At 31.4% G+C, this 26411-nt stretch carries 24 protein-coding genes and 1 tRNA gene; 7 read left to right on the forward strand and 18 right to left on the reverse strand.

The annotated features are described in order from the left end of the window. Positions 1-64: 64 nt before the first annotated feature. The 6 genes from FF125_RS01470 (at position 65) to FF125_RS01495 (ending at position 3357) form a co-directional block, all read left to right on the forward strand. Positions 65-151, forward strand: a tRNA-Ser gene (locus FF125_RS01470). A 75-nt stretch (positions 152-226) separates the two neighbouring features. Next, positions 227-976, forward strand: coding sequence for a MotA/TolQ/ExbB proton channel family protein (locus FF125_RS01475; RefSeq protein ID WP_117882275.1), 750 nt, complete (start codon positions 227-229; stop codon positions 974-976). A gap of 2 nt (positions 977-978) precedes the next feature. Further along, positions 979-1464 (forward strand): hypothetical protein, encoded by a 486-nt coding sequence (locus FF125_RS01480; RefSeq protein ID WP_117882168.1) that lies wholly within the window; start codon positions 979-981, stop codon positions 1462-1464. A gap of 7 nt (positions 1465-1471) precedes the next feature. After that, the gene (locus FF125_RS01485) at positions 1472-2062 is read left to right on the forward strand and encodes an ExbD/TolR family protein (protein WP_138948123.1); all 591 of its coding nucleotides are present in this window, start codon (positions 1472-1474) and stop codon (positions 2060-2062) included. Positions 2063-2069: 7 nt separating this feature from the next. Further along, positions 2070-2537, forward strand: coding sequence for an ExbD/TolR family protein (locus FF125_RS01490; protein WP_117882163.1), 468 nt, complete (start codon positions 2070-2072; stop codon positions 2535-2537). A 133-nt stretch (positions 2538-2670) separates the two neighbouring features. Next, positions 2671-3357, forward strand: a complete 687-nt coding sequence (locus FF125_RS01495; protein ID WP_138948124.1) for a porin family protein — start codon at positions 2671-2673, stop codon at positions 3355-3357. 7 nt (positions 3358-3364) lie between these two features. Here the strand turns inward: FF125_RS01495 and FF125_RS01500 are convergent, their stop codons facing one another. From FF125_RS01500 to FF125_RS01580, 17 genes are all read right to left on the reverse strand, one after another. Beyond that, complete coding sequence (locus FF125_RS01500) at positions 3365-3973, reverse strand: hypothetical protein (protein WP_138948125.1); 609 nt, start codon at positions 3971-3973, stop codon at positions 3365-3367. A 9-nt stretch (positions 3974-3982) separates the two neighbouring features. Beyond that, positions 3983-5428 carry an RNA polymerase factor sigma-54 gene (gene rpoN, locus FF125_RS01505; protein ID WP_138948126.1) on the reverse strand — a complete coding sequence of 482 codons (1446 nt, stop codon included), beginning with the start codon at positions 5426-5428 and terminating at the stop codon, positions 3983-3985. Between the two features lie 3 nt (positions 5429-5431). Further along, entirely contained in the window at positions 5432-6952 is a 1521-nt protein-coding gene (locus tag FF125_RS01510; protein ID WP_138948127.1) for a WG repeat-containing protein, read from the reverse strand. A 26-nt stretch (positions 6953-6978) separates the two neighbouring features. Then, on the reverse strand, positions 6979-8409 hold the full coding sequence (gene asnS / locus FF125_RS01515) for an asparagine--tRNA ligase (RefSeq protein ID WP_138948128.1): 1431 nt from the start codon (positions 8407-8409) through the stop codon (positions 6979-6981). Between the two features lie 308 nt (positions 8410-8717). Then, entirely contained in the window at positions 8718-9593 is an 876-nt protein-coding gene (gene rfbA / locus FF125_RS01520; protein ID WP_138948129.1) for a glucose-1-phosphate thymidylyltransferase RfbA, read from the reverse strand. Positions 9594-9605: 12 nt separating this feature from the next. Beyond that, entirely contained in the window at positions 9606-11993 is a 2388-nt protein-coding gene (locus tag FF125_RS01525) for an efflux RND transporter permease subunit (RefSeq protein WP_138948130.1), read from the reverse strand. A gap of 44 nt (positions 11994-12037) precedes the next feature. After that, on the reverse strand, positions 12038-14509 hold the full coding sequence (locus FF125_RS01530; RefSeq protein ID WP_175418845.1) for a DUF5686 and carboxypeptidase-like regulatory domain-containing protein: 2472 nt from the start codon (positions 14507-14509) through the stop codon (positions 12038-12040). Between the two features lie 127 nt (positions 14510-14636). After that, the gene (gene frr / locus FF125_RS01535) at positions 14637-15191 is read right to left on the reverse strand and encodes a ribosome recycling factor (RefSeq protein ID WP_138948132.1); all 555 of its coding nucleotides are present in this window, start codon (positions 15189-15191) and stop codon (positions 14637-14639) included. A gap of 12 nt (positions 15192-15203) precedes the next feature. Beyond that, positions 15204-15917 (reverse strand): UMP kinase, encoded by a 714-nt coding sequence (gene pyrH / locus FF125_RS01540; protein WP_138948133.1) that lies wholly within the window; start codon positions 15915-15917, stop codon positions 15204-15206. 130 nt (positions 15918-16047) lie between these two features. Then, entirely contained in the window at positions 16048-17013 is a 966-nt protein-coding gene (tsf, locus tag FF125_RS01545; protein ID WP_138948134.1) for a translation elongation factor Ts, read from the reverse strand. A gap of 69 nt (positions 17014-17082) precedes the next feature. Then, positions 17083-17868 (reverse strand): 30S ribosomal protein S2, encoded by a 786-nt coding sequence (rpsB, locus tag FF125_RS01550; protein ID WP_138948135.1) that lies wholly within the window; start codon positions 17866-17868, stop codon positions 17083-17085. Between the two features lie 110 nt (positions 17869-17978). Beyond that, positions 17979-18365, reverse strand: a complete 387-nt coding sequence (gene rpsI, locus FF125_RS01555; protein ID WP_117882137.1) for a 30S ribosomal protein S9 — start codon at positions 18363-18365, stop codon at positions 17979-17981. Next, positions 18365-18820, reverse strand: a complete 456-nt coding sequence (gene rplM, locus FF125_RS01560; protein ID WP_138948136.1) for a 50S ribosomal protein L13 — start codon at positions 18818-18820, stop codon at positions 18365-18367. The genes rpsI and rplM overlap by 1 nt, the downstream gene beginning before the upstream one ends. Positions 18821-19070: 250 nt before the next feature. Next, the gene (locus FF125_RS01565) at positions 19071-20159 is read right to left on the reverse strand and encodes a DUF3179 domain-containing protein (RefSeq protein ID WP_138948137.1); all 1089 of its coding nucleotides are present in this window, start codon (positions 20157-20159) and stop codon (positions 19071-19073) included. A gap of 5 nt (positions 20160-20164) precedes the next feature. Next, on the reverse strand, positions 20165-20764 hold the full coding sequence (locus FF125_RS01570) for a hypothetical protein (protein ID WP_138948138.1): 600 nt from the start codon (positions 20762-20764) through the stop codon (positions 20165-20167). 81 nt (positions 20765-20845) lie between these two features. Then, positions 20846-21136 carry a hypothetical protein gene (locus tag FF125_RS01575; RefSeq protein ID WP_138948139.1) on the reverse strand — a complete coding sequence of 97 codons (291 nt, stop codon included), beginning with the start codon at positions 21134-21136 and terminating at the stop codon, positions 20846-20848. 110 nt (positions 21137-21246) lie between these two features. Beyond that, the gene (locus FF125_RS01580) at positions 21247-21486 is read right to left on the reverse strand and encodes a DUF1059 domain-containing protein (protein WP_138948140.1); all 240 of its coding nucleotides are present in this window, start codon (positions 21484-21486) and stop codon (positions 21247-21249) included. A 132-nt stretch (positions 21487-21618) separates the two neighbouring features. On the opposite strand from FF125_RS01580, the gene ggt reads away from it, so the two are divergent. Continuing rightward, positions 21619-23325, forward strand: coding sequence for a gamma-glutamyltransferase (gene ggt, locus FF125_RS01585; RefSeq protein ID WP_138948141.1), 1707 nt, complete (start codon positions 21619-21621; stop codon positions 23323-23325). 177 nt (positions 23326-23502) lie between these two features. Here the strand turns inward: ggt and polA are convergent, their stop codons facing one another. Beyond that, a complete protein-coding gene (gene polA, locus FF125_RS01590) occupies positions 23503-26340 on the reverse strand; it encodes a DNA polymerase I (RefSeq protein ID WP_138948142.1) in 2838 nt (945 codons plus the stop codon). Between the last annotated feature and the right edge of the window lie 71 nt (positions 26341-26411).

The raw sequence follows: 26411 nt of genomic DNA on the forward strand, positions 1-26411 counted from the left end.
ATTTTTTCACTTAAAAAAAAAATGTTTTATTTGACATCCACAAAAAAAAATAATTATCTTTGATGGAGAGGTGGCCGAGTGGTTTAAGGCGTACGCTTGGAAAGCGTATTTATGAGAAATTGTAACAAGGGTTCGAATCCCTTTCTCTCCGCAAAAAATGTTGTGGATAATAAAAAAAATTTATATCTTTAACCCGTTAACTAAATTAATAATTAAGAATCAAACAATGAAAAAACTACTTACTATCCTTGCAATCACAGGATTATTATTTCTAGGTACAGTACAAAGCAGTCATGCATTAACAACTGTTCAAACTGAGCAAGCAGATGAAGCTGCTGCAGAGAGTAAAACATTTCACCAAATTTTAAAGCAACGCTTTATTGAAGGTGGACCTTTCTTTATGGGAATTGTACTAATAGCCTTAATTTTAGGATTAGCAATTGCAATTGAAAGAATTATATATTTAAATATGGCTAGTACCAATACTAAGAAATTGGTAAACAACATAGATGAAGCTTTGTCTTCAGGTGGTGTTGAAGCTGCTAAGGAAGTTTGTAGAAATACTAAAGGACCTGTTGCCTCTATATTTTATCAAGGTTTAGATAGGATGGATGAAGGAGTAGAACAAGCAGAAAAAGCAGTTGTAAGTTATGGTGGAGTTCAAATGGGATTACTAGAGAAAAATATTTCTTGGTTATCTTTATTTATTGCTTTGGCACCGATGCTTGGTTTCATGGGTACTGTAATTGGTATGATTGGAGCATTTGACTCGATTCAAGCAGCGAATGATATTTCTCCTGGAGTTGTTGCCGGTGGTATTAAAGTAGCACTTTTAACTACAGTATTTGGTTTAGTTGTAGCTATTATTTTACAAATTTTTTATAATTATATTATATCTAAAGTAGATAGTATTGTAAACAGTATGGAAGATGCTTCTATATCTTTAATAGATTTATTAATCAGACACAAAAAATAACCATGGATAAATCAAAAATAGTAACTATCGTAACTGCTGTTTTAGGATTAATTGGTGTGTTTTTCTTGGTCAGAATTATAATGGTTGGGGAAGAAGCAATTAAGACTGATGCAGCCGTTCAAGGTGGCATAGTAGATCCGCTTATTACGTTTTCAAATTTTTTATTGATTGCAACTATAGTGATTACAATAGTGTTTTCAGTACTAAACTTAATTAAACATCCAGAGGCTCTTAAAAAGACTTTAATCGTATTTGGTGTATTTTTAGTTTTGTTTTTAATAGCATATTTCACTGCTGGAGACGACTTGGCTACAGATGCTCAGGGTAACGCTCTTGAAATAAAGGATATGTCAGATAAAATTTTAACTGGCGAAGCAGCAACATCATTGACTAAAAAAGTAACTGCCTTAATCAACTTTACTGGTATATTAGGGGTAATTGGTTTACTTACAATCGGATGGGGTTTTGTTAAATCAATAGGTAAATAAATATATTATGGCAAGAAGAGACACACCTGAAATTAATGCAGGATCTATGGCAGATATTGCATTCTTGTTATTAATATTCTTTTTGGTAACAACCACGATGGATACCGATATTGGTATATCGCGTAAACTACCGGAAAAACAAGATCCTAATGTAGTGCCGCCTGTACTTAAAGAAAAGAATGTATTTGAAGTTAACGTTAATCGAAATGATGAAATTTTGGTTGAAGGAAATGAATATATGCAAGTAAAAGACCTAAGAGAGGCTGCAATAAAGTTTATTGATAATGGCGGTGGTACAGCTGCTGAATTACAGAATGCTGGTTTAACAGTTTGTTCTTGGTGCGAAGGTGATAAAGATCCAGCATCATCAGATCATCCTAAGAAAGCGGTAATTTCATTACAAAGTGATCGAGGTACATCTTATGCGATGTATGTTGCAGTGCAGAATGAACTTGTTGGGGCATATACTGACCTTAGAAATAAATATGCTAAAAAGAAATTTGGCCGTTCATTTGATGAATTGACTGGAAAACAGCAACAAGAAATAACAACGAATATATATCCTCAAATCATTTCTGAGGCAGAACCTACTAAATAAATTAAATATGGCTAAATTTGGAAAGAAGAAAAAAGGATTACCAGCTGTAAATACGGCTGCTTTACCTGATATCGTTTTTATGTTGTTATTCTTTTTTATGGTAACTACAGTAATGCGAGAAACGGAATTGAAGATTCAGAATCCTAAATTACCATCAGCTGATCAAGTAAAAAAGCTTGAAAAAAAGAGTTTGGTTAGTTATATTTATGTTGGTAAAGCAAAAGATAAGACGCCAGGTGATAAGATTCAATTAAATGATCGTATTTCAAGTGTAAGTGATATTCAAAGTTTTATTTATTCGGAACGAGCTCAGCATTCTGAACAAGAAATACCACTTTTAACAACCTCTATTAAGGCTGATAGAAAATCTAGTGTTGGAACTATAACTGATATTAAGTTACAATTGAGAGATGTTAATGCATTAAAAATTAATTATTCTACCACAAAAGGTAGTGCATTGGATAATATTAAATAAATAATATTATTATATAATTTTAAAAGGCAATCTGAAAAGATTGCCTTTTGTTTTTTATATTTGTTTAATCTGTGTTAGGTCCTAAAAAAAACGGCCTTATTACTTTATTATCTTAATGATTTAATTTTACTAAATGAAAAAATTATTTTTATTTTTCTTTATGTTAAGTGGCTTACTTTCAGCACAAAATAATATTAAGAAAGATAATGATACCATAAAAGATAACCATTATTTAGAAGATCAAATCTATATTGGTCTTTCTTATATGCTAATGGATAAGTTACCAGATACAATATCTAGTAATGGTTTTTCTAATAGTTTAACTTTAGGTTTTATTAAAGACATACCATTAAATGAGAGAAGGAATTTAGCTTTAGGTATTGGTTTGGGTTATGGACGACATACTTACTATCAGAATTTAAAAATTACCAGACCTAATAATGTAACGGAGTTTGATGTAGCGACAGACTTTAAGAGTAATAAGTTTTCTATACATGCCGTTGAGATTCCAATAGAATTACGATGGCGGACTTCTACAATGGATAGTTATAAGTTTTATAGAATTTATTTTGGAGGTAAATTAAGTTATGCTATTGCTACTAATTCAAAATATAAGGAGGATGGTAACATGATAAAAGTTAATGGAATTGATGAAATTAATAAACTTCAATATGGTTTGTCACTTTCAATGGGGTATGGAACATGGAATCTAAATGTTTATTATGGGTTGTCAAATATATTTTCTGATGCAACGCTTCTAGATGATATTCCTATTAAAATTAGAGACTTTAGGGTTGGACTTATTTTTTATATTCTTTAAAAAAGAATTATTGCAAAAAATAAGCGTAAACCAAAATTTGTGATAGAAAACCAACAAAGAAACCAATAATTACTTCAGATAATGTATGTGCTTTTAACTTCAATCGGGCTGCCGAAACGACTCCAACTAATATAAATAGAACAATTAAAATAGGTAGTAAATTGTTTTTGAATTCAAAACTAATAACTGAAATAAAACCGATTAGCCCTGCAATTGCCAGCGTATGTAAACTTGTTTTAGTTTTAAAATAAAACAGCACATATACAACTCCCAGGGCCAAACTGCAGGCAAAGAAGGAATGAGCTAAAAGATCTACAACACCAATTTTGTGTAATAGCAATTTACCTAATAGAAAAGTTAAAATAGTAAAGAAAGTGATTGGAAACTTTCGTTCATCAATTGACTTTAGATAAAAATCATTTATTAATTTTGTCTGTTTTAAAAAGAAAAGTAAAATCACTGGTAAAATATACGTGGCAACAAAAATAAGCCCTAAGATGCGATAGGAGGCCTCTTTAGATATATGACTAGGTATTATTATAAAATACAATAGAGCACTTGCTATTGGTATTATAATTGGGTGAAAAACAAAAGAAATTAGTTTTGAAAACTGCATCTGACTTTATTATATCTCTTTTCGTAACCTTGCTACTGGAATATTTAATTGTTCCCTGTATTTTGCTACCGTTCTACGTGCTATTAAATAGCCTTTGTCTTTTAATATTTTAGCAAGTTTTTCGTCGGTTAAAGGTTTTTTCTTATCCTCTTCTTTGACAACGGTATCTAGTATTTTTTTTATTTCTCTCGTTGAAACTTCTTCTCCTTGATCTGTCATCATAGATTCTGAGAAGAAATTTTTAATAAGTTTTGTACCGTAAGGTGTATCAACATATTTACTGTTAGCAACTCTAGAAACAGTTGATACATCCATATGAATCTTATCAGCAATGTCCTTTAAGATCATTGGTTTAAGTTTACGTTCATCACCTGTTAAGAAATAGGCTTCCTGCATGTGCATTATAGCATTCATTGTAAGTAACAGCGTCTGTTGACGTTGTTTTATTGCGTCAATAAACCATTTTGCCGAATCTAGTTTTTGCTTTATAAATTGTACTGCATCCTTTTGTGATTTTGATTTGTCTTTAGAGGCAGCATATCCTTTTAGCATATTGTTATATTCATTAGAAATATGCAATTCTGGAGCATTTCTTGAATTTAACGTCAAGTCTAATTGACCTTCTATTATTCGAATAGAAAAATCAGGAACGATTTGCTCTACAATTTTATTGCTATTTGCAAATGATCCGCCAGGTTTCGGATTTAATCTTTCTATTTCATGAATTGCACCTTTCAATTCATCTTCTGTTATATCAAATTTTTGAATTAATTTTTTATAGTGCTTTTTTACAAAATGTTCGAATGCTTTTTCTAATATGGATATGGCTAAAGTTCTCTCTTTAGTGACGGATTTTCGTTTTAATTGTATTAGCAAACACTCCTCTAAACTTTGTGCTCCAACACCCGCTGGATCTAATTTTTGAACATAGCCTAACATTCGTTTAACTTCAGCAGCTTCCGTAAAAACATTTTCAGAGAATGCTAAATCGTCAACAATATCATCAATTTCTCTTCTTATATATCCACTTTCATCGATACTGCCTACTAAAAATGCTGCAATTTGATATTCTAATTCGTTTAACCTAAATGTATTTAATTGGGTGGTTAAAAATTGATTGAATGAAGTTCCAGAAGCATAAGGGATGTTTTTTTCATCATCATCGCTACTATAATTATTGCTTTGCATTTTATAGTTAGGCATCTCATCATCACTCAAATATTCATCAATATTTACATCAGTTTCAATACTTTCATTACCAGAGTCTTCATATTCATTTTGAAGATCACTGTCTTCATCTTCATCTTTACCGCTATCTAATGCTGGATTCTCTTCAATTTCTTGTTTTATTTTTTGCTCAAAAGCCTGCGTAGGCAGTTGAATCATTTTCATCAACTGTATTTGCTGAGGAGATAATTTTTGTAATAATTTATATTGAAGACTTTGTTTTAGCATTAATTATTTTATTTCAACAAGTTTATTTAATCTAATACTATAATTTTTCTTTTTATATGAAACGATATTCTTTTCAGCATCAACCATTATTGGATCTGCACTTAAAGGTATTAAAAAACTACCATCAACTATACTAACAAGGGCACTTTTATTGTCTTTTTTAACCAAAACAAATACGGATTTATCAAAATCTTTTATTTGATCATATTCTGTTGGGATTATTTCTTTACCCTTATACATCAGTCCCATTTTTCCTTTTGATGTTATTTTACTATAGTTGTAATTATTATTTAAACTTTTAATAAAACTAACATCTGTATAAATTGGATCTCCGTCATAATTATAAATATCAGATAATCTATTATCAGGTAAACTTGCTTTTATATAGTTAGAATTAACATCTAGATAATTATATTTTGTTGGGATGATTAATTTTCCAGAATCAATATTTACCGCACCTCGTAACCCATCAACTTTAACTACCGCTATATTTTTAGAAATATAGTTATTTACTTCGTCATAGGGTGTAAAGTCAACTTTTTTATTGTGTAGAATATCAACTAGTGTTTTTTTATTTTGTGATTGTAATAAATAATAATTATTGGATAGCATTTTTACATTGTCATAACTAGGTTCAATTAGAAACTTTTTAAAAACAATATTATACAAACCCCATTTCCCATTTTGTTTGATAATAAAAAAATTACCATTATAATTTTTGTCAACAGCATCAAAAGAAATAGGCGTAATATCGTTCCCGGTTTTATCTACAATACCGAATTTTCCATTTTTTTCAACAAGAATAAATTTAAAATAATAATCTAATTTGGAAACAGAAGTGAATTTATTTCCAAAAACGTTTTTACCATTACTATAAATAATATTATCTACTCCATTTTTGGTAATTAAAAACCAATTTTCTTGTTGATAATAGTTTATTTGATCATACTTAATAGGTAAGAGTTCTTCACCATCAGCACTAAGGATACCATAGAAACCATTTTCTTTAACTTTAAAATAGTTGTCTTCAATACTAATTTCGTCGTATGATTCTTTTAATAATTTATTTCCATAATAGTCAAATAAGTAAGACTTACCGTCTTTATTTGTTGTATAAATATTATGGGTATTATTATAATAAAAACTAGAGTATTCAAAAGGAATTATAATGTTTCCTTTAGGATCAATTATTCCTTCTTTACCATAACTTAAAGAAGCCCTTATTCTGTCTTTAGTTGAACCATAAGAATTAATTGAATTAAAAATAGGTTTCACTAAAACCTTACCTGATTTATCTTTTAAACCATAAAGCGAAGAATTTTTACCTTTAAAAATTAAAAGTGTTTTATCTATTTCTCCAGTTACAATGTCAGTTGAGTTATTTTGATAGTATTGGTTTACATTTCCAGATTCTGTACTTTCAATAACAGTTTCTTCCACTTCCATAATTTCAACTACCTCCTCCTCTTGAGAGAAACCAATGATGCCACTAAATAAGGCTGTAACAACTAGTATTCTTTTCATATTTTTTTTAATTTTTTATAATGGATTTAAAATTCAGCATTTTGTGGTGTTCTAGGAAACGGAATAACATCTCTTATATTACCCATACCAGTTGAAAATTGTACCAAACGTTCAAAACCTAGTCCAAATCCAGAATGTACCGCGGTTCCAAATTTACGCAAATCTAAATACCACCAAAGCTCTTTTTCATCAATGTCTAAAGCTTTTATTTTTTCTTTTAATACATCTAAACGTTCTTCCCTTTGCGACCCACCAACTATTTCGCCAATTCCAGGGAAAAGTACATCCATAGCTCTTACTGTTTTACCATCATCATTTAAACGCATATAAAATGCCTTAATATTTGCTGGATAATCAAAAAGAATTACGGGACATTTAAAGTGTTTTTCAACTAAAAAACGTTCATGCTCACTTTGTAAGTCAGCACCCCATTCATTAATAATATATTGAAATTTTTTCTTTTTGTTGGGTTTACAGTTTCTTAAAATATCTATAGCCTCAGTATAAGTCACACGTTTAAAGTTGTTTTCAACAACAAAATTCAGTTTTTCTAATAGAGACATATCACTGCGTTCTAGCTGTGGCTTAGATTGTTCTTCTTTTGTAAAGCGTTCGTCTAAAAAGACTAAATCATCTTTGCAGTGCTCTAAAATATATTTGATTACACTTTTAATAAAGTCTTCAGCTAAATCCATATTAGAATCTAAATCATTAAATGCCACTTCTGGTTCAATCATCCAGAATTCGGCTAAGTGCCTAGTGGTATTAGAATTCTCTGCTCTAAAAGTAGGGCCGAAAGTATACACTTTACTTAATGCCATAGCATATGTTTCAGCTTCTAGTTGACCAGAAACGGTCAAATTAGTTTCTTTACCGAAAAAGTCTTGTGAATAATCAATTTCTCCATTTTCATCTGTTGCCGGATTTTTAGGATCCATCGAGGTTACTCTGAACATTTCACCAGCACCTTCAGCATCAGAACCCGTAATAATTGGAGCATGAAAATTATAAAAGCCGTTTTCAGTAAAGTATTTATGTACAGCAAAAGAAAGAGCAGACCGTACACGCATTACTGCACTAAAAGTATTTGTTCTAACTCTTAAATGAGCGTTTTCACGTAAAAATTCAAAGCTGTGTTTTTTAGGTTGAATTGGGTATTCTTCAGGATTAGAATCACCTAAAATTTCAATATTTTTAACTTCTATTTCAACACGTTGCCCTTTACCTTGACTTTCAACTAGAGTTCCAGAAAGGCTAACTGCCGCCCCCGTATTTATTCTTTTTAGAATATTCTCGTCTGTATTTTCAAAGTCAACAACACATTGTATATTATTTATAGTAGAACCATCATTTAAGGCGATAAACCGGTTCGCTCTAAACGTACGAACCCATCCTTTTATAGTTACATCATGTAAAAAATTCTCTGATTGTAATAATTCAGCAACACTCATTTGCATTTATCTTAAAATTAATGAACCGCAAAGATACAGATTGAAATATAATTTATAAAAATTATGTGAGATATTGCTAAATTAAATTTATGTTCAATTAAATAGTTAATAGGATTGAACTAATTAAAACCAGCAAAAAATCAAATTAGTAAGCACTTTATATTGTTATTAATTAACATTTATTCTTTTCTTAAAAAAAGAATTTGAAATAACCTTTATATGATATGGTGATTATGATGCATAAATATGTGATTTAATTATTCAGCATTAAATGACTAAACGAGAAAAAAGAACATTAGTAAAGAAAAAAAATATTATCCGTGTTGTTTGTGTTTTACAATATTCATTAAGTAATCACCATAACCACTTTTAACTAAGGGTTTGGCAATTTTAATAAGCTGATCTGCAGAGATAAATCTTTTTTTGTAAGCAACTTCTTCTATACATCCTATCTTTAAACCTTGTCGTTCTTCAATAACTTGAACAAATTGTTGAGCTTGCATTAATGATTGAAACGTACCAGTATCTAACCAAGCGGTACCTCTATTAAGAATACTTACATTTAAATTACCTTGTTGCAAATACACTTTATTTACATCAGTTATTTCGTATTCACCTCGAGCAGAAGGTTCTAGATTTTTAGCAATATCCACAACAGTGTTGTCATAGAAATAAATTCCAGGCACTGCATAATTAGATTTTGGATGTTCTGGTTTTTCTTCAATTGAAATGGCTTTATTATCACCATCAAATTCAACAACACCATAGCGATTTGGATCATTGACGTGGTATGCAAATACAGTTCCTCCCGTGTTTTCAGTGGCTTCAATTAATGCTTGGTGAAATCCCGTTCCATAAAAAATATTATCACCTAAAACTAAAGCAACACTATCGTCTCCTATGAATTCTTCACCAATTACAAATGCTTGTGCTAATCCATTAGGTATTTCTTGTACTTTATATTGAAAATTACAACCCAATTGCTTACCGTCACCCAATAGTCTTTCGAATAAGGGTAAGTCATGTGGAGTAGAAATAATTAATACATCTTTTATACCAGCTAACATTAATGTTGAAAGGGGGTAGTAAATCATTGGTTTGTCATAAATGGGCATTAATTGCTTACTAATGGCCAATGTTAAGGGGTGTAACCTTGTACCGCTTCCTCCAGCTAAAATAATTCCTTTCATAATAATTTATTTTTAATCTTCAGTTTCTTCCTTTAGTTCAGCTTCCGTTTCAGTTAATATTTGAATTGGCGGTTTTTTTAATACCTTTTTATTAGCTATTTTTCTCTCCAGGGATAATAATAACGATGGAAGTAGTAATAAATTGGATACCATTGCAAATAAAAGAGTAACAGAAACCAACCCTCCTAACGCTATTGTGCCTCCAAAACTAGAAACGGTAAAGACTAAAAATCCAAAAAATAATACAATGGAAGTATAGAACATACTTACACCTGTTTCTCTTAAGGCATTATATACAGAAATTTTAACCCTCCAGTTGTTGACTTGCAATTCTTGCCTGTATTTGGCTAAAAAGTGAATGGTGTCATCAACCGAAATACCAAAAGCAATACTAAATACCAAAATGGTTGATGGTTTTATAGGCACACCTAAATAGCCCATAAGCCCAGCTGTAACTAAGAGAGGCAAAATATTTGGTAATAATGAAATCAATATCATTTTGAATGATCTAAACATCCAAGCCATAAACAAGGAAATTAGAAAAATAGCAAGAGACAACGAAATCACTAAATTTTTAATCAAATAATTAGTTCCTTTTAAAAACACTAATGATTTACCGGTTAGGGTTACGTTATAGTTTTCCGCGGGTAAAACTTTATCAATTCTAGCCTGCAATCGTTCCTCTATACGCTCCATTTTATCGGTTCCAATATCCTTCATGAAGGTAGTAATACGAGCATATTGACCCGTTGAATCGACAAAATTACTTAGTAAATCTGAATTAGTATCCGAATTTTTAGTGTAGGATAATATAAAATTTTGTTCTTGCGATGTAGGTAATTGATAGTACTTAGGATTGCCATTATAATAAGCTTGCTTAGAGTACTTTACTATATTTAATACAGAAACAGTAGGTGAAAGTTCGGGAATTTCATCAATAATTTCAACGAGCTTGTCCATCCTTTTTAACGTAGACAGTTTCATTACACCTTTTTTGCGTTTGGTATCAATAATTATTTCTAAAGGCATTATTCCCCCAAATTCGTTTTCGAAAAAGACAATATCCTTGAAGAAATCTTTTCCTTTAGGCATGTCTTCTATTAAACTACCAGAAACTTTTATCATGTAAACACCGATAATACTAAAAACAATAACAACCACTGTAGAGATGTAAACCGCAATACGTTTATGACGCACAGTACGTTCCATCCAACTTACAATTGTATCAATCCAGCGTTTTTCAAGGTGTCTTAAATGTTTGTCCTGTGGTTTATGTAAAAAACTATAAATAATTGGAATTATTAATAGTGATAATATAAATATAGCAAGGATGTTAACTGATGCAATGATACCAAATTCGTTTAATAATTGACTTTTTGTAAAAATAAACGTAGCAAATCCTGATGCTGTAGTAACATTAGTCATTAAGGTAGCATTACCCACTTTAGAAATTACACGCTGCAGTGATTTTGCTTGATTTCCGTGCTCTTTGATTTCTTGCTGATATTTATTTATAAGAAATATACAGTTGGGTACACCAATTACAATTATTAATGGTGGAATTAGTGCTGTTAATACTGTGATTTCATAGCCAAATAAGCCAATAAAGCCAAAAGCCCAAATCACACCAACACTTACTACTATCATGGTAATTAAAGTAGCTCTATGTGATCTAAAAAAGAAAAAGAAAATAATTGAAGTTACCAATAAGGCGAGTACTACAAAAATACCAATCTCGTCGGTTATACTCTTAGAATTCATGGTTCTGATATAGGGCATACCAGAAATTTTCACATCAATATTATTATCTTTTTCAAACTTTGCGATTGTAGGATTTAAAACCTCAAGGATGAATTTTTTACGTTCAATTGTATTTACAATGTCCTTTTTAATATAGATAATGGTTCTTATCGTACCTGTTTTTTTATTAAATAGGAAATTATCATAAAAAGGAAGATTTTCAAATAGGTCTGTTTTTATGGAATCAACTTCTTTGTCCGTTTTCGGTGGGTGATTATAAATTGGAGTAAAATCAAACCTTTCATTTTCGGTATCCTTATATAGTTTTTTAATGTCTCCAATTGAAACCGTAAAATCTATTTGTGGTAAAGTGTCTAATTGTTTGGACAGTTTATTCCAATTATTAAATTTTTTAGCAGTATATATTGTGGAATCTTGTGTGGCAAGTATTATTAAGTTTCCTTCCTCACCAAAGATTTTTAAAAACTTATTGTATTCTAGATTTACTTCATGGTTTTTAGGTAGTAAATTAGCTTCACTATGCGAAAAACGCATGTATTTCATTTGTGTTGCTAATAAATAAGTAATAAAGGCTAGAATTATTAATATAGGAATCCTTCCTTTAATAATTATACGTGCAATGTATGTCCAAAAATTCATTAAGAAGTTGTGTATTTATAATGCGGCAAAGGTACTAAAATAAGCTAAAATCCTAGACTAAGCACATAAGTTAGTTTTACAGCTAAATTATCTGAGAATTTAGCATTGCTATATTGGCCATGTCGGTAAAAGGAACTCACTCCAAAACCTTTAAATAAATGGTTTAAAACGATACCTGATTCCATATAACCTTTATTCATTTTTTTAAAGGATACACCATAATGTTCACTTGCACTTTTTATTGATCCGATAGCAAATCTAGATATTAAACTTAAACTTGGTCTGAATTTTTTAGCTATTTCAAATCTGGAAAAATTATATCGGCCTTGAAAAGAAACATATCTGTCTGAAATAAATTCGTTAAATGCCATAGTTTCGAATGCATTTGTGCCTGAAAAATTAATACGTTTACGCCAAGGGTTTGCAAAAGAATAATTAGGTGTGGCATTATATAAGTGCGTTAAGGGAGCATCTCCAAAAGTATACCCTCCTTGTATTAAAAAACTTGTAGAGCTCTTGTTTAAGAACTTTATATCGTGTTCATATTTTAATTTTAGTTGGTTAAACTCTAAATTGCCACCTAAAAAATTATTAAAAGTTTTTGCAAACTGAACTGTAATTTTTGGAAAACCATTTTTAATAGTGAATTTTCCTTCTGGTGTATTTAAATATCTGCTAAACGGAGTCCATTTCAGGGCAGCAGTTGCTGTTGTTAAATTATATTCAGAATAGACTAAATTATTTGTAATAAATTGATAGTTAAACTTTGGATAATAGCTACCACGACTCATTTCTAGTTTTGTTTCTAAATTTGGTAAAATATCATGTTTAAAATTGATGTTAAAAGTTTTATAATTAAAAAACTGACCTATATTTAAATTTCTAGGATTGATTAATGCAAATGATGTTTCCTCAAATAGGAAGTCTAGTTTAGCCGCTTCTTGTAAGTCATCTGTATAGCCAGCACCAATCCAGCTATTATTTATCTTACTGAGTCTTATTGCTGCCCCAACATGATACTTTATTGTTTTATCCTTAAATCCGTAAGCGGCATTAGTTTCAAGTTTAAATATCTTTGAGAATGTGGAGTTTGTAATACCGCCCAAACCAAATCTAAAGCCTTCATAATTATTAAAATTAATCATTTTACTCAAATCAAAATCAAAATATTTTGTAGGGTAAAAGCCTTTTAATACTTTTCTGGCAATGTTTAATTTTTTTTCAGCACCTTCTGACTCTGATAGACTGTCTAAAACATTATAAGTCTCCAATCCACGAGAGGTTATAGAATCAGTTCTGTATGTATTCCAAAAGTCTTCATTTCTGTCTGCGGCATAATCATCAATTTCTATTGAGGAAGCGGAGTTAATTACCCGTATAGGTTCATTTATAGTTATGTCGTATATGTTACTTTTTGATATTAAATATGTGGCATCGGTAATATCTTTTCCCCTTGGATTTACGATTGAGTCGTTATGTGTTTGATTTTCGGAGAATTTAATTACTTCGCCAAATATAGAGACATCTTCTTTATTCTTACCTTTTCGTATACTGATAGTTGTTTCGTCAGGAAACCAGATGTTTTCTTCATTTTTGTATGTGAAAGTCTGAACGGCTTGTACCGCTACTATTCCTTTTAATTCAGCAATTCCTTTTTCGAGAGCAAAACTGTTTTCGTGAATGTACAAGACACCTTCTAAACCAACAACATCCTTTTTTTGTTTAGGTTTGTAATGAATCATATAAGAGGCCCCTCCTTGTTTATTATATATGGTGTCAAGTATTTTATAATTGTATTTTTTTAAGGCATTTTTAGCCAATGGGTTTATGTAATTATTGCCTAACAGCGTGTAGACTTCATCATAGAACGAGAAGCTCTCAATATCTAATGCTAAAAATTCGTAAATAGGGTTTTTAAACCCAGCCATCCGTGTGGCTAAAATAGTTTCTTTTTTGTTTTTACCCCTTTGAAAAGTGTGTTCGGCAACTTTTTCAGTTATGTATAGATGATGTCTGTTGATTTGTTTTTTAAAGTTGTAATTGGCAGAATCTAGTGCAACAAAAACTAGGCTGTCATTTTTTTTAACAAAAACGGAATCAATAGTTCCACTGATTGAATCGGGATTAGCAGTAACGAGTAATTTATTGTAAAGCTTGTACTTATAGGTTTGTAAGGCTTTTGATATATTATTTTTATCTCTATTCTTTATGGTATTTCTAATAATTGCTAAAGCAGGATTCTCTTTTGCAATAAGTAATACTTCGCTTAGGTTCTCGGAACTAGCCTCTAACAGTATTGTTATAAAATTATTTTTTTTTGGTACGATAACATTCTGTTTGTTGTAACCTACATAGGTAATTGTAAGAGCAGAAAAATCGTTTTTTGATGAGATGTTAAACCGGCCTTCTGTATCCGTAATGGTACCAATACCAGTGTTGGTAATTACGGTTGCAAATGGAAGAGGTGTTTTGGATTTACTATCCTTGATAATACCAGAAATATTATTTTGTCCCATTCCTAAAAAAGGAACAAGAAAGAATAAAAGGATACAAAATCGCTTAATAGGATACATTATAATATTAAAATAAAAAAAGCATCTGTTTACACGATGCTTTTGACAGAAAATTACTATTGAAATGTAATTATATTGTCATAATTTCTTTCTCTTTTATATCAAATAAATCATCAATAGTTTTGATATATTTATTTGTAAGTACTTGAATTTCCTCTTCACCAATTTTTTGCAAATCTTCGGAAATATCCAACTTTTTTATATCGTGATTAGCATCTCTTCTGGCATTTCTTATGCTAATTTTATCATTTTCAGTTTCAGATTTAGCTTGTTTTGCAAGATTTTTACGACGTTCTTCTGTTAAAGCCGGAACATTAATGATTATATAATCACCATTATTCATAGGATTAAGTCCTAAATTGGCAAACATTATACCTCTTTCAATTTCTTGCAACATATTTTTTTCCCAAGGTTGAACACTTAATGTTCTTGCGTCAGGTGTATTAACATTGGCCACTTGACTTAATGGAGTCTTGGTACCATAATAGTCAACCATTACACCTCTTAACATGGCAGGAGATGCTTTACCAGCCCTTATATTTGCCAGTTCTTTAATCAAATGTTCTACTGCATTATCCATTTGTTCTTTAGCAGTATCTATTATAAATTGTAATTCTTCGTTCATAATAAAATAATTCTAAATTTCTATATCAACTTTTGTTCCAATATTTTCTCCGGAGAGTAATTTCATCAAATTACCTTCTTTATTCATGTCAAATATAATAATAGGTAATTTGTTTTCTTCACTTAATGTAAAGGCTGTCATGTCCATAACTTTTAAGCCTTTATTCATCACGTCTTTAAATGTAATATTTTCAAACTTAACTGCATTAATGTTCTTTTCAGGATCAGAGGTATAAATCCCATCTACTCGTGTCCCTTTTAAGATTACATCAGAATCAATTTCTATAGCTCTTAATACAGCAGCTGTATCGGTAGTAAAAAACGGGTTACCGGTTCCGCTACCAAAAATTACTACTCTGCCTTTTTCTAAATGTCTTACAGCTCTTCTTTTAATATAAGGCTCTGCAATTTGCTCCATTTTTATGGCCGTAAGTAATCGTGTTTGCACTTCAGCATCTTCAAGAGCACTTTGTAAAGCTAAACCGTTGATTACTGTAGCTAACATACCCATATAGTCTGCTTGAACTCTATCCATCTTGCTGCCTTCTGTCGAGAGACCTCTGAAAATATTTCCCCCACCTATAACTATGGCTACTTCAACACCGCTTTCAACTACTTTTTTAATTTCTAAAGCATATTGTTTTAAACGTGTTTGGTCTATGCCGTAATTTTGATCACCCATTAGGGCTTCTCCACTTAGTTTTAATAGAATTCTTTTGTATTGCATTTGTTATGAAAGTTTGACAAATATAAGCATTTCAAAAATAAAAAAACCTCGTCATATGACGAGGTTTTTGAAATTATTTTTAAGAAATTGAATTTTCCACTTTTTGATGGGTGAAAAATTTAATAAAAGCTTATCCTACAGAAACACGTTTAAAGTCTGTAATAGAAACATCTCCATAAGACGTAACATATTTAGCAACGTTTATCTTCTCATCTTTAATAAAGTTTTGATCCAATAAACATTTCTCTTGGTCTAATGTTGTGTTATCTGATATAAAACGTTCCATTTTTCCTGGAAGAATTTTATCCCAAATCTTTTCTGGCTTACCATCAGCTTTAAGTTCTGCTTTAGCAGCTTCTTCAGCATTAGCTAACACTTCAGGTGTTAATTGTGCCATCGAAATGAACTGAGGTACATTTTTAAGTGTTTTACCTAAACGAGCTAATTCAATATTATCTTTTTCGATAACAGCAATTCTAGCTTCAGTTTCAGAGGCTACGAAATCTGCATCAAAATCTTTAAAAGATAATGTTGATGCTCCCATAGAAGCAACTTGCATTGCAACATCTTTCACTAATGTTTCAGCATTGTCAACGTTAGATGAAAGTCCAACTAAGGCAGCTATTTTATTAATGTGCACGTAAGTACCTACATAAGGTGCTTCTAATTTCTCAAAAGCAGTAAGTTCTAATTTTTCACCAATAACACCAGTTTGTTCAACCAATTTTTCGGCAACAGTCATTCCATCAAAGTCTGAAGCTAAAAAGTCCTCTTTAGTGTTAAAGTTGATTGCTTTCTCAGCAAAGCTATTTGCTAAAGCTAAGAAATTTTCGTTTTTACCAACAAAGTCAGTTTCACATCCTAAAACAATGGCAACACCAGCGGTGTTAGAATCATTGATTTTAGATACTGCAGCACCTTCTGATGAATCTCTATCAGATCTTTTTTCGGCAACTTTTTGACCTTTTTTACGTAAAACGTCAATTGCTTTATCAAAGTCACCTTCTGCCTCTACTAATGCATTTTTACAATCCATCATTCCAGCACCGGTAGCTTTTCTTAATTTATTTACTTCTGCGGCTGTAATTTTTGCCATAGTTTTTATGTTTAATCTATTAATGAATTCAGTGGAACTAAAATCATTAATTGTAGGTTATACAATAATTTATTTTTTCTCTTCTACAATTACTTCTTCAGTTTTTGCCTTTGCTTTTTCTACTTTTTTAGAAATTTTAGGGGCATCATCTTTGCTTGAATCTTTATCAGATTTTCTTTCTGCTAAACCTTTAGCAATAGCTTCAGTTGTGTAAGACAAAATCTTATTGATAGATTTTGAAGCATCATCATTTGAAGGAATTACAAAATCAATTGGTCTAGGGTCTGAATTTGTATCAACCATAGCAAAAATTGGAATATTCAATTTTTGAGCTTCAGCAATAGCAATATGTTCTCTTCTAGTATCAATTACAAATAAAGCACCAGGTAAACGTGTCATATCAGAAATAGAACCTAAATTCTTTTCTAATTTCGCTCTTTGACGATCAATCTGTAATTTTTCTCTTTTAGATAAAGCATTGAAACTACCATCTAGTTTCATTCTATCAATTTGAGCCATTTTTTTAACTGCTTTACGAATAGTTACAAAGTTGGTAAGCATTCCGCCTGGCCACCTTTCAGTAATGTAAGGCATGTTAACGCTTGCCGCTTTCTCAGCAACGATATCTTTAGCTTGTTTTTTAGTAGCAACAAATAAAATTTTTCTACCAGAAGCTGCTATTTTTTCTAAAGCAACCCCAGATTCTTCAATTTTAGCTGAAGTTTTGTACAAATCGATAATATGTACTCCATTACGTTCAGTATAAATATACGGAGCCATGTTTGGATTCCATTTTCTTGTCAAGTGACCGAAGTGTACACCTGCATCTAATAACTCTTGAATTTGAATGTTCATTTTGTTTTTTGTTTACGTTCCTTATTTAGCAATAACTAAGTAGCCATGTTACATGAGTCTTAATTATTTGGGTGCTAAACTTAAACTGTTTATAATTATTAAAAATATGATTAACGTTTAGAGAATTGGAATTTTTTACGGGCTTTTTTCTGACCGAATTTTTTACGCTCTACCATTCTTGGATCTCTTGTAAGTAACCCTTCTGGTTTAAGAATCGTTCTATAATCAGGATCGATAGAAACTAAGGCTCTAGTTATGGCTAAACGAATTGCTTCAGCTTGACCTGTAACTCCACCACCAAATACATTAACCTTAATGTCATAATTTTTGTCATTATCAGTTAACGTCAACGGTTGCAATACTTTGTATTGTAAAGTTCCTGTAGTAAAATAATTGTTTAATTCTCTATTGTTTATGATAATGTTTCCTTTTCCTTTAGAAACATAAGCACGGGCAACTGCCGTTTTTCTTCTACCTATTTTATGTACTATATCCATTATCTAAGATCGTTAAGGTTAATAGTCTTTGGTTTTTGAGCTTCTTTGTTGTGCTCAGTACCTGTAAAGACATTTAAATTTCTAAATAAAGCACTACCTAATTTGTTTTTTGGTAGCATCCCTTTTACTGCTTTCTCTACTAGACGAGTTGGATCTTTTTTAAACAACTCAGTAGCCGTAAGCGACCTTTGACCTCCAGGGTAACCTGTATGACGGATATAAGATTTTTCCGTCCATTTCTTACCTGATAAGATAATTTTTTCTGCGTTAATAATTACTACGTTATCACCACAATCAACGTGGGGTGTGTAGTTGGGTTTGTACTTACCTCTTATAAGCATTGCTACTTTAGAAGCTAAACGACCCAATGTTTGTCCGTCCGCATCAACCAAAACCCACTCCTTTTTTACAGTGGTTCTGTTAGCTGAAACTGTTTTGTAACTTAATGTGTTCACACGATTAGTTTTTGTCTATTAATAATAAATTGTTTTTCCCTTAAAAAAGGGTTTGCAAAGATACTACTATTTATTTACATAACAAACAGTGTATTAGATATATTTTTAGGGCTATTATTTAGGGGCGATTATATTTTTTTGTGCTGTATAAAACATAACCATTTTACGTTAAAGGTGAAGCTACTTTAAAGGAAATAAAGATTGTTTTAAATTATGGAAACGTTAAGTTTTATAATTGTTCAGTAATTTTTTAAAAAATTTTGGGATTAGGATAAAAAGCGGCAATAGCAAACCAAAAACTAACCACATATTTTGGCTTATTTAATTGTTGTCCCTTTCTTGGACCCTCAAGAGCCTCTCCGAAAATGGACCATTTATTATTTTCATTATCCTCGAAAAAGATTTCGGAATCATTAAAAGCGTATTCGAAATTTAAATTCCTATATTCTAATGTGAGTTCAAAAGCATTAATAATACTACCGTTACCGACAACAAGATAATTTACACCACCAAAAACATCCTTAATTACATTACCATTGTTAAATTTATTAAATTGATAAACCTTTGCTTCATTACCATCTATAATAGTAAACACCCTTTCCTTATTTGGTAAAGCATTATTTGATGGGGTGGCAGTAAATAGGAATAAATTCTGATTTGTTTTGTAGTCACCATAAGGATAAAATTCATAATCTCTATCGAAACCTGTCTCTAAAGTCATCACTTTTGTATTTGGGTATAGTTTTTTCCAAGTGCCCCAATTTGTTTCAACCACACTTACCACACTTGGCTTACTCTTAATAAGTGGGCCATTTACACATTGCAATTTTAATTGAGACCAATTACTATTTGTATTTCTGTCATATAAAATTAAATTAGTATTGTATAATAGTCCCGAAACACCAAAAGTAGATTTTTTTCCACCTGAATTACTTCTCCACCCGAATGCAGTTCCTGTTAATGGACAATATGAGATGGACACAAATTTTTGATTAATTTCATCATTTACTATTTCATGCCAATCTAAAATTAAATGAGGATATGCTTTAATCTCATCACCATCTATAATACCAATAACCAGATCGTTAAAATTTAGAAAATCTACGTTAGAAGCATCAACAAATTTAGGATTATCTATCGATGGGATGCCATCTTTTCCTGGCCCACCGTCTTTAACTTCTTTAATAGGAATTAGCCAAGATGCTGAATCTTCATTGTTATTTGTTATGGTATCAATATTATTATTATCAGTAATTTGATCTGGGATGTCGTCATTGTTATTAGTGCATGACATAAGTATTGCTAAAATTAAAAATGTGAATAGAAATTTATTCTTCATAATATTTAATTTAAGATTAAATTATTTTTTTTTCGAGGAATTTTATATAAAAAGCCTGTTGTCAATCTAAATGTTGGCGTTAGTTGTGTTCCGTCAACGTTACCATAAATGGGAATTTCTGCCTTGGTAGAAAAAGCTAAATTTTGACTTACATTAATTAAAAAACTAGGAATAACAGATATCCATTTTCCACCAGTATTTTCTAGGTTAAAACCACTAATTTTATCTTGACTTGCACCTCTATATTTTATCGATATACTTGGTGAGATTAATGTTTTGAGAAATAGAAATTCATCTGAAAACTGTAAATATGACTGCACTTCGTTACCAAATTTATATGTACTATCACCGAAGTAACTTTTGTTAGTACCTGTACTTCTATAAACAAACCGTGTTGAAACGATAAATGAAGGTCTAAAATCAAAATTTTTAGAAGTTGCAAACCAATAGAGAATATCCCAAGCGTTGCTTCCAGGTTGTAAATCGGCGTTAAACGTAATGCCCTGATTGTTTGTTTCGGTTGAAGAGCCAATAGGTAGTTTAGCTCCTGCACCAAGATTAATAGTACTATTTTTTCCTAAAATGTTTTTAAAATTATATTTCAATAATAAAACTGCATCTCCAATACCTGAAGTTTGATCTAAATTTTCATTCCCAAATTGTGTTATTTTTCTACGTTGATTTACTCATGTAAAAAGCCCTTCTATGGATAGATTGTTTGTTAATGAATAGCCGGTGTTTAATAGTATACTATGTGTTATGCGTAGTCTTGAATCGTCATTTAGTTTTTGTGTACCGCTATTGAGCGTATTTAAATTATTATAATCATAATGTAAACCAATTTGAAAACTACCTTTTTCTAAAGTCGCTAAACCTAAATTATTTGAAAGGGGAATCCCTCCAGAGCAACACGTTTGAGCAATGATTATTGACGTATTAAACAGTGATAAAAATAAAATGAACGTTTTTAGTTTCATGTCCTTTAAAGAGACGACATAAAAACCAGTTCCTTACTTTTATAAGGTATTAATTTGTTACGCTATTGTAATTATCGTTTTGATTTAAATGGTAAAAGGTTTAGCTTTTCTTATTGCTCATCAGGAAGAGCGTCAAATTCTTTTCTCTTCTTGTTAAACCAAGCATTCATAGCATTAGGCGATTTCATTAATTCGCTCATTTCGTTCATTGCTTTTAAATGAGGCTTATCTCCACGTTGAAACATTTCCATAGCGTGAGCTTTGCTCATTTCACCTATTTCATCAAATGTATTCGCATTAAACTCTTTTTCGCAAGCACCACCTAACTGTTTACAGGTCATTGTTTTCATTTATTGAGGTATTTTATTTTTCAATGTACAACTTTTTAAATAATTGATAACAAGTCTTAGGCTTTAAGTACTTCTATTGCATATCAACTATATTTTAGTTAGGTTTGTTATTTACCTACAAATTTTACTTCCATGAATATCTTCTTGAAAACAATTGTATTTGGTTTATTTTTTATTTCTAGTCCAATTTTTGCCCAAAGTGGAAAAACACCTGCTCCAGCGAAAAACGGAATGGTTGTAACTAGTCATTATTTAGCATCTGAAGTTGGTAGTGATATTCTTAAAAAAGGTGGGAATGCCATTGACGCTACTGTAGCTACAGCTTTTGCTTTGGCAGTCACGTTGCCATCTGCGGGTAATATTGGTGGTGGTGGATTTTTAGTTTATTATGGAGATGATGGAAATAAAACAACGTTTAATTTTAGGGAAAAAGCTCCATTGGCTGCGTCAGAATCTATGTTTTTAGGAAAAGATGGAAAAATAAAAAATAATTCAAATCATGATGGGTTGTTAGCGACAGGAGTACCAGGTACAGTTGCTGGTTTATATATGGCTCATCAAAAAATGGGAAAATTACCTTGGTCAGATTTGGTGGCTCCTGCTGTTAAATTAGCTGAAGAGGGTTATCCGGCAAGTTATCGAAATGAATGGTTTGTTAACTTTATTGCAAAAAATAATTCTAAATACCCTTCAACTGCTAAAGCATTTTTAAAACCTGATAATACACCATATAAACCTGGTGAAATTTTTAAACAACCAGAATTAGCAGAAACTTTAAAAAGAATTCAGAAAAAAGGAGCAGATGGTTTTTATAAAGGCAAAACAGCAAAGTTAATTGCTGATTTTATGAAGAAAAACGGAGGGGTTATAACTGAAAAAGATTTAGCCAAATACCAAGCACAGGAATTAACACCTGTTTTGGGAACCTATAGAGGATATGAAATTGTAGGTATGCCACCACCAAGTTCTGGAGGAATTGCTTTGATTGAAATGTTGAATATATTGGAAGGTTACAATTTGAGCGAAATGGGTCATAACTCAGCAGCTTCTCTGCATGTGATAACAGAGGCGATGCGAAGAGCTTTTTCTGATAGAGCTGAGTTTGTAGGAGATTCAGATTTTAATCCTGATTTGCCAATCGATAAGTTGTTATCAAAAGAGCATGCTAATAATTTAAGATCTAGTATTGACTTACAGACGGCTTCATTAAGTGACTCCGCACATTTTAATGCAAAACATTTAGTGGCTGAAAGTCCTGAAACTACCCATATTTCTGTGGTTGATAAACAAGGTAATGCCGTTTCTATGACATATACATTAGAGAATAGTTATGGTAATAAATATGTAGTAGCAGGTGCTGGTTTTTTATTAAACAATGAAATGGGTGATTTCAATCCTATTCCTGGTTATACAAATTCCAAAGGCTTAATTGGTACTAAGCCAAATTTAGTGCAGCCTGAAAAAAGAATGTTATCGAGTATGACACCTTCTATTGTTGCTAAGAATGGTAAACCTGTAATTGTAATTGGTAGTCCCGGAGGAAGAACCATTATTAACACCGTTTTACAAGTTATTTTAAATGTTATTGATTTTGATATGAATATTGCTCAAGCAATAGAATCACCAAGAATTCATCATCAATGGTTTCCGAATAAAACTTCTTTTGAAAAATTTGGTATTTCACCAGATACGCAAAAATTATATGAGGCATTGGGGCATGAAGTGTACTTTAGAAATATGCAAGGACAAGCCATGGGGATAAGCATAGATCATAAAAATAGTACAGTTTATGGTGCTGCAGACTCTAGAAGTTTTGATGCTAGAGCTGTTGGTTACTAATGCAATAGATTAAGCTATTCTCTTTTATTTTTTTTATCTCTTTTAGCTTGCTTCTTTTCTTTTGCACTTAAAAGAGGTTCTTTTTTTATATTTTTCTTTGAATCTTGTGATTTTGCCATGATATTTTTTTTAAAATAATTAGTTATATTTTTATGTATCTTGAAGTTTGATTGAGTTCTAATGAGCCACTAGCCAGTCTTCACCTAATCCAATCTCAACATCTAAAGGTACGGATAATTTATAAGCATTTTCCATTTCTTGTTTAATGATGGGTTTTATAATTTCTAGTTCATCATTGTGTGCGTCAAAAACCAATTCATCATGAACTTGCAATAACATTTTACTTTTAAAATTTTCTTGTTGAAAACGTTTGTAAATAGAAATCATTGCCAATTTAATAATGTCAGCGGCACTTCCTTGGATAGGGGCATTTACAGCATTACGTTCCGCGGCTCCTCGAACAATAGCGTTACGAGAATTTATATCTTTTAAATATCGACGTCTACCTAACACGGTTTCCACATAACCATTTTCTCTTGCAAAATGAATTTGACCATCCATATAACTGCGTAATTTTGGATAGGTTTCATAATAGGTATCAATCAATTCTTTAGCTTCGCTCCGTGATAGTGAGGTTTGATTACTCAAGCCAAATGCAGAAACCCCATATATAATTCCGAAATTTACTGTTTTGGCATTGCCACGTTGTTCACGAGTGACTTCACTAATTGGTACATTAAAAACTTTAGCGGCAGTAGAAGCATGGATATCTTCTTTGTTTTTAAATGCATTTATCATGTTATCCTCTTTACTTAATGCAGCAATAATTCGCAATTCAATTTGAGAATAATCCGCTGCCAACAACGTATAATTTTTATCTCTTGGAATAAACGCTTTACGCACTTGTCTTCCGCGTTCTGTTCGAATTGGAATATTCTGTAAATTCGGATTGTTAGAACTCAATCTACCCGTAGCGGCGACCGCTTGAGCATATACTGTGTGAATTCTATGTGTTTTAGGGTTTACCTCATTAGGTAACGCATCAACGTAGGTGCTTTGTAATTTTTTATATTGTCTAAATTCTTGAATATCTCTAATAATTTGATGGTCTTTTGCTAAAAAGGATAAGACATCTTCAGCAGTAGAGTATTGACCTGTTTTTGTCTTTTTTGGTTTGTCTACTAATTTAAGTTTGTCAAATAAAATAGGCCCCAATTGTTTTGGAGATGCTAAATTAAATTCTTCGCCTGCTTGCTCATAAATACTTTTTTCTAAACGTTCAATGTCTTTATTTAAAGCTACTGATAGTTCTTTTAGAAAACTAGTATTTATGTTAATTCCTTCAATTTCCATTGCAGAAAGCACTGCTACCAATGGCATTTCTACATCATTGAATAAATTGGTAAGGTTGCCGCCTTCTAATTCCTTAGTAAAATGTGTTTTAAGTTGTAATGTAATATCAGCATCTTCAACCGCATACTCCGTTTGTTTGTCCAATTCAACATCACGCATATTGCCTTGGTTTTTACCTTTTTTACCAATCAATTCTGTAATTGGAACGGGTTGATAGTTTAGATATGTTTCTGCTAGTATGTCCATACCGTGACGCATATCTGGGTTTATCAGATAATGTGCAATCATCGTATCAAATAATTTACCTTTTACGGGCATATTATAATTGGATAATACCTTAATGTCATATTTTAAATTGTGCCCTACTTTTTCAATAGATTCGTCCTCAAAAAATGGTCTAAACTCTTCTAATATTTCTACGGTCTCTTCTTGGTTTTCTGGAAAGTGAACATAAAAACCTTTGTGGTGTTCCCATGAAAAAGCAATGCCAATTAATTCTACTTCCAAAGATTTTAAACCTGTAGTTTCTGTATCAAAACAAACTGATTTTTGAGCTAGTAGTTGTTTTAATAATAATTTTCTTGAAAGAGGCGTATTTGCCAATTGGTAAAAATGGGTGGTGTTTTCAATGGAATTAAATCCATTAACTACCACTTTTGGTTCACTACTTCCCGTCCCTGGAGCTGCAAATAAGTCGAATTGAATATTGTCTGTTGGATTGTTTTTAGCTACTTCTTTTTTTGTTTGTATTTGAGGTTTTACTTCAGGGTTTTCATCTTTTGGGGCGAAAGTTTTTTCAAGATTAACCAATAATCTTCTAAATTCTAATTCTTCAAAAATTTCAGTGACTTTAGGTAAGTTGGGTTGGTCGAGTTCAAAATCTTTAGCATCAAATTCCACAGGAACATCTAGCATGATTGTTGCCAATTTTTTTGATAAAAGTCCAAGTTCAACGTTGGCCTCCACCTTTTCTTTCATCTTACCTTTAAGCTCGTGACTGTTTTCGAATAATCCTTCAATACTACCATAAGCAGCTAAGAATTTTTTGGCTGTTTTATCTCCCACGCCAGGTAAACCAGGAATATTGTCAATGGCATCACCTTTCATTGCCAAAAAGTCGATAACCTGTAATGGATCAGTAATTTCAAATTTTTCAAGTATCTCAGGTACACCCCAAGTCTCATAACCTCCCCCAAATCTCGGTCTATACATAAAAATATTCTCAGAAACCAATTGAGCAAAATCTTTATCGGGTGTAACCATAAAAGTTTGGTACCCCTCTTTCTCAGCTTTTTTAGCTAATGTGCCAATAACATCATCTGCTTCAAAGCCTTCTTTTACCATAATTGGAATGTGCATGGCTTTTAAAATTTCTTGTATGTAAGGCACCGCAATTTTTATAGCTTCAGGTGTTTCGTCTCTGTTGGCTTTATATTCCGCAAACATTTCCACACGATCTACACTACCACCTTTGTCAAAACACACCGCTAAGTGATCAGGGTTTTCTCTTTTTATTACATCTAGCAATGAATTCATAAATCCCATTATGGCTGAGGTGTCCATGCCTTTAGAGTTTATGATAGGGTTTTTTATAAAAGCGTAATAGCCTCTAAAGATTAGGGCAAAAGCATCGAGTAAGAATAAGCGTTTTTGTGCAGACATTGTTATATTTTCAAGTATGCTCAAATCTACAAAGATTGTTTAGACAAATAAAATATTTTATTTGCTAATAA

The organism is Aureibaculum algae (genome assembly GCF_006065315.1).
In the GTDB taxonomy this organism is placed as follows: Bacteria; Bacteroidota; Bacteroidia; order Flavobacteriales; family Flavobacteriaceae; genus Aureibaculum; species Aureibaculum algae.